Origin of the sequence: Pantoea sp. S61, from assembly GCF_016625145.1 — a bacterium.
Classification (GTDB): Bacteria; Pseudomonadota; Gammaproteobacteria; order Enterobacterales; family Enterobacteriaceae; genus Pantoea; species Pantoea rwandensis_B.
Genome location: NZ_JACVUO010000023.1, coordinates 64,866 through 70,865, shown reverse-complemented (window position 1 = coordinate 70,865; position 6,000 = coordinate 64,866). Strand labels below are relative to the sequence as shown.

The window sequence follows — 6,000 nt, the reverse complement described above, 5'->3', positions numbered from 1 at the left end:
GACACCTGTATAAATAACCGGTAACTGTCAGATCAGGTCTGAGCTAATACACGACTGCAAGATCAGATCAATTCGGGCAGGCTTGAACGCACTCAAGATGGTGTAGACGTTAATGTTCTGATGGAGGATGGTTCAACTTACGCGCACAAGGGAAAATTACAGTTTTCAGACGTGAGCGTGGATCGCACAACCGGAGAAATAACTCTTAGAACCATTGTACCTAATCCAGAACACCGGTTACTTCCAGGAATGTTTGTCCGCGCCCGTCTTAATCAAGGGAAAGACTCTCGGGCAATAATCATCCCCCAGCAAGCTGTCACACATACACCTCGGGGAGATGCCCTCACAATGGTTGTAAACAGCCAGAATAAGGTCGAGGCAAGGAAAATCACTCTGGCTGGTACGATTGGAAACAAATGGCGTATCTCCGGAGGTCTTTCTGCCGGTGAACGCGTTATCGTTTCGGGCATTCAGCGCGTACAGCCTGGTACACAGGTTACCCCTCAAGAAATGTCCGCAGACGACAAATCCTGATTTAAGCACTCTATGAATGGAACATCTAATTAATGTCTAAGTTCTTTATAGACCGGCCAATCTTTGCCTGGGTTTTGGCTACAATTGTAATGCTTGCAGGCGCAATAGCTATTTTAAAACTATCAATCGAGCAATATCCGGATGTAGCACCCACTGCAATACAGATTCAGGCAAACTATCCTGGCGCTGATGCCACCACAATGCAGAATACGGTTACTCAGGTCATTGAACAAAATATGAGTGGCCTTGATGGTCTGCTGTATATGTCATCAAATAGTGATGCGACGGGCAACCTTCAACTTACCCTCTCTTTTGAAACGGGGACGAATTCTGATATTGCACAGGTGCAGGTACAGAATAAACTGCAATTGGCTACCCCTCTGCTTCCACAGGAGGTTCAGCAGCAGGGCGTAACGGTCCGTAAGTCTTCAGGTGCATTCTTCCTTGTTCCGGGATTTGTCGATGAGACCGGGCAAATGAGTATGCAGGACATTGCAGACTACGTCGGGTCGAACCTGAAAGATCCTATCAGCAGAATAAGTGGTGTTGGTGACACCACGTTGTTTGGTACCCAATACGCTATGCGTATCTGGCTACGACCTGATGCACTCAACAGCTATCAGATGACCCCACTGGATGTCATTAATATGATCAAAAGCCAGAATGCGCAGATTGCCGCAGGCCAGATTGGCGGCGCGCCTCCGGAAAAAGGTCAGGAGCTGAATGCATCGATCATTGCACAAACACGCCTAACATCACCCGAAGAGTTTGGCAATATTCTCCTGAAAGTTAATCCTGACGGTTCAAGTGTCCGTTTGCATGATGTAGCACGTATTGAAAGAGGCGGCGAAACTTATCAGTTTGTAGTTAAGATAAATGGTAAACCTGCTTCAGCTTTAGGAATTCAATTAGCCGCAGGAGCCAACGCTCTTGATACAGCAAAAAACATACGGGCAAAAATTGCTGAGCTTCAGCCCTATTTTCCTCATGGACTTAAAGTTGTTTATCCCTGGGATACGACTCCGTTCATTTCCATATCAATTCATGAAGTGGTAAAAACACTAATTGAAGCCGTTATTTTAGTTTTTCTCGTTATGTATCTGTTTTTACAGAGTTTTAGGGCAACGCTCATTCCAACGATTGCAGTACCTGTAGTGCTTTTAGGGACATTTGCGGTGCTGGCTCTCTTTGGCTACTCAATAAACACCTTGACGATGTTTGGGATGGTTCTGGCCATAGGCTTGCTCGTGGACGACGCGATAGTGGTGGTTGAGAACGTCGAACGAGTGATGCATGAAGAGGGGCTCTCTCCTAAAAAAGCCACTCGCAAATCAATGGAGCAGATACAGGGTGCGCTGGTGGGTGTGGCGTTGGTCCTTTCAGCTGTGTTTGTACCTATGGCCTTTTTCGGCGGTAGCACCGGCGTAATTTATCGACAGTTCTCTATTACGATTGTTTCTGCAATGGTTTTATCCGTGCTCGTTGCTTTGATACTGACGCCAGCACTTTGTGCCACCATACTTAAGCCGATTAGACCAGGTCATCTTGCAAAAAAACATGCGTTTTTTGAGTGGTTTAACCGTAAGTTTGAGCAAAGCACTACGCACTATACAACGATCGTTGGTCGTATGATGAAATCCACTGGTCGTTTTCTGGTTATTTACGGGGCACTCGTGGGGGGGATGGCATTACTGTTCATGCAATTGCCGACTTCATTTTTACCCTCAGAAGATCAGGGTGTCATCGCAACACAGGCCATTTTGCCGCCTGGTGCAACGCAGGAACGTACACAAAAAGTCTTGGATGAGATTAATGATTATTATCTCACCAAAGAAAAAGATAACGTCGACAGTGTGCTCACGGTCAACGGTTATTCCTTTGCCGGGCGGGCGCAAAATCTGGGTGTTGCGTTTGTTGGCTTAAAAAAGTGGGATCAACGTCCTGGCTTGGAGAATAAGGTTGATGCTATAGCCGCGCGTGTTTCCAGAGCATTCAGTAAAATCATGGATGCCCAAGTCATTGCGTTCAACCTCCCACCAATCATTGCACTTGGAAACGCCTCAGGCTTTGATTTTGAATTGATTGACCAGGCTAGCCTAGGCCATGAAACACTGATTGAAGCCAGAGACAAATTACTTGAGTTGGCTCGGCAGCATCCGGATGTACTCGCTGCGGTCAGACCAAACGGTATGGAAGATACACCACAGTACAAAATTAACATTGATCAGGAAAAAGCAACTGCACTGGGACTTACGCTCAGCGATATCAATACAACACTCAGCACCTCATGGGGCGGGAGTTACGTAAATGATTTTATTGATAAAGGCAGGGTTAAAAAAGTCTATGTAATGGGCGATGCGCCTTACAGAATGCGACCAGAAGACCTCAACGATTGGTACGTCCGCGCGGGTAACGGGAAAATGGTACCGTTTTCGAGTTTTGCATCTGCTGAGTGGGTTTATGGTTCACCCAAGCTTGAGAGATACAACGGCCTATCTGCAGTAGAAATACTGGGGGCTCCTGTGCCCGGTAAAAGTTCAGGTGAAGCCATGGCCTTAATGGAACAGCTGGCTTCGCAACTGCCGCAAGGAATTGGTTATGACTGGACGGGTATGTCTTACCAGGAACGTATGACAGGGGAGCAGGCACCCGCATTGTATGCGCTATCTCTGATTGTTGTTTTCCTTTGTCTCGCAGCATTGTATGAGAGCGTTTCAATACCTTTTGCAGTGATGCTGGTCGTACCTTTGGGGGTAATAGGTGCACTTGCGGCCGTTACACTCAGAGGACTGGCTAGTGACGTTTATTTTGTGGTTGGGTTACTCACTACTATCGGATTGGCTGCAAAAAATGCGATTCTGATTGTCGAGTTCGCACGTGAACTCAATGAAAAGGAAGGTAAGGGACTTGTCGAAGCGGCTATGGAAGCATGCAGGATGCGTCTTCGCCCCATCATGATGACGTCCTTAGCCTTTATGCTGGGTGTGGTGCCGCTGGCCATCAGTACTGGAGCTGGCTCAGGCGCACAGAATGCAGTAGGGACTGGTGTGCTAGGCGGCATGGCTACCGCTACAATTCTTGCAATATTTTTTGTACCGATCTTTTTTGTCGTTGTGCGCAGGAGATTCCCTGCTCGACAGAAAACAGAAGATTGAGTCGTTTTTTAACTGACCCGGCTTAAGCCGGGTCTAAAGAGATAAAAAAACTTCATTTTCATGAGCGTGGCTCATGTCTCCATTCAAAATTTTGTTATTAATATTTAATCATTAAAGAATTAAAATAGAATATTGTTATTCTATGTAATTATCTAGTTCACCATTTTATCGGGTTTTAAATTTATGCATAACATCATCGATCAGTCTTTTGAGGGTGAAAGGCAACTCTTCGCATTAAAAGACACTATACTGAAAAATGTAATATTTAATCAAGGTGAGTCACCGGTAAAGCAAGCGGGAAATATAAAAGTATCAAATTGCACGTTTGATGGTAAATATCCATTCTGGCACAACTGTAACATAGAGATTAACCATAGTTACTTTAAGTCTGGAGGTCGTGCGGCAATTTGGTACTCAGAACAGGTCAGAATGCATAATTGCAATGTTGAAGCGCCTAAAATGTTCCGCGTAGTGAATAATCTTTACATTGAAAACTCAGTTTTTCCTCATGCACATGAGTATTTGTGGAATTGCGAACATGTCTCCCTTTTAAACGTTGAGTTTTCTGAGGCTGATTATATATTGATGAATGGGAGAAATATTTTCATCAAGAATATGGAGTTGAACGGAAACTATTCGTTCCAGGATGCCCGGAATGTCATTGTCATGAATTCCAACATAAACTCTAAAGATGCTTTTTGGAACACTGAAAATGTCACCGTATTCAATAGTACAATCAAGGGTGAATACCTGGGTTGGCATTCAAAAAATCTTAAGTTAATCAATTGTAAAATATCTGGAGAGCAACCTCTATGTTATGCCAGTAACTTGGTAATGCAGGGATGTGTAATGGAAGAGACTGATCTTTGTTTTGAATACTCAACGCTTAATGTAGATATTGATAGTAATATTGAGAGTATAAAAAATCCAGCAGAAGGGAGAATTACAGCGAAAAGCATAGGAGAGATTATTTTGGATGAACATTGCATCAACCCCGGTGCGTGTCTGATTACCATAGGAGGGAAAGTATATGAGCAATCCATTTGATCAAGAAATAATTAGGAGTGGCACTAATTCAAGCAAATGGGATAATTATAAAGGAGAAGACGTTATACCCCTATGGATCGCTGATATGGATTTTAGAGTTTCTCCTGCCATACAGAATGCTGTTGAGAAAATGGCTAAGCTTGGTGTTTACGGATATTCAACTGTACCTGATGAGTACTTTAAGGCCATTACTAACTGGTTAAATAAAAGATACTATTTCAAAGTTAAAACTGAATGGATTCTATACACAACTGGCGTGCTTCCGGCTCTGTCGGCCATTATTCGAGGTTTGCTGAATCCGGGTGATGGTATTATTATACAGGAACCTGTTTACAATTACTTCAGGTCATCAATTCGAAATCAGGGATGCAGAATTATAAATAATGCACTGTCGTTCTCATCAGGGCGATATGAAATTGACTTTGATGATTTGGAGCACAAAGCAGCAGACAATGATACTAAAGCACTGCTACTGTGCAACCCTCATAATCCTGTTGGACGCGCCTGGACGCAAGATGAATTGAGTAGGGTAGCAGATATATGTCAGCGACATAATATTATCATCATTTCTGATGAGATTCATAGTGATTTAGTTTATGAACCAAAAAAGCACATTCCAGTCGCGGGCCTGTCATCCTTAATATCCCAAATGGTGGTGACGTGCTACTCACCAAGCAAAGGTTTTAACCTTGCTGGCTTGCAGGTGGCTAATATTATATGTGAAAACCCAGAGTGGAGGATGAAAATTGATAAGGCCATTAATATTCATGAAACCTGTGATCTTAACGCCTTTGCAGCAGATGCACTAATTGCAGCATACAATGAGAGTGAAGATTGGCTTGAATTGCTAAAATCATATGTTCAACAGAACTATAAATTTATCACTGAATTTTTCTCTTCTCAGCTACCATTGCTTACTGTTATCCCCCTTGAGGCTACCTATCTGGCATGGGTAGACTGTTCACGAACTGGGTATTCAGGGGATGAATTTGCGGATTTGTTGGAAGATAAAGCTGGAATAATCGTTAATAAGGGTTCAATTTTCGGCGGTGTTGGTAATAATTTTATAAGAATCAATCTTGCTTGTAATATTTCACAGTTAAGGCGTGCATTAAATAGAATAAAGCATGTGTGCAAAATGAATGGGATATAAAAATCATTCCAAATAACAGAGTGTTATACTTAAAGAAAGCATCCCCATTGTATGTTGGTTTAATGTTAGGAAATGGAGGGGTCTGCATGACGTACTCTACGGAAATACCTT

Annotated in this window: 4 protein-coding genes; all 4 read left to right on the top strand. The window is 43.2% G+C overall.

What is annotated here, in order from left to right:
* Positions 1 to 54 precede the first annotated feature (54 nt).
* The 4 genes from IAE30_RS26725 to IAE30_RS26710 all read left to right on the top strand — a co-directional run bounded on the left by IAE30_RS26725 (position 55) and on the right by IAE30_RS26710 (position 5,889).
* On the top strand, positions 55 to 534 hold the full coding sequence (locus IAE30_RS26725; RefSeq protein WP_200578540.1) for an efflux RND transporter periplasmic adaptor subunit: 480 nt from the start codon (positions 55 to 57) through the stop codon (positions 532 to 534).
* 32 nt (positions 535 to 566) lie between these two features.
* The gene (locus IAE30_RS26720) at positions 567 to 3,689 is read left to right on the top strand and encodes an efflux RND transporter permease subunit (RefSeq protein ID WP_200681295.1); all 3,123 of its coding nucleotides are present in this window, start codon (positions 567 to 569) and stop codon (positions 3,687 to 3,689) included.
* Positions 3,690 to 3,872: 183 nt separating this feature from the next.
* Entirely contained in the window at positions 3,873 to 4,736 is an 864-nt protein-coding gene (locus tag IAE30_RS26715; protein ID WP_200539120.1) for a DUF3737 family protein, read from the top strand.
* The gene (locus tag IAE30_RS26710) at positions 4,720 to 5,889 is read left to right on the top strand and encodes a MalY/PatB family protein (protein WP_200578534.1); all 1,170 of its coding nucleotides are present in this window, start codon (positions 4,720 to 4,722) and stop codon (positions 5,887 to 5,889) included. The genes IAE30_RS26715 and IAE30_RS26710 overlap by 17 nt, the downstream gene beginning before the upstream one ends.
* The last annotated feature ends 111 nt before the right edge of the window (positions 5,890 to 6,000 follow it).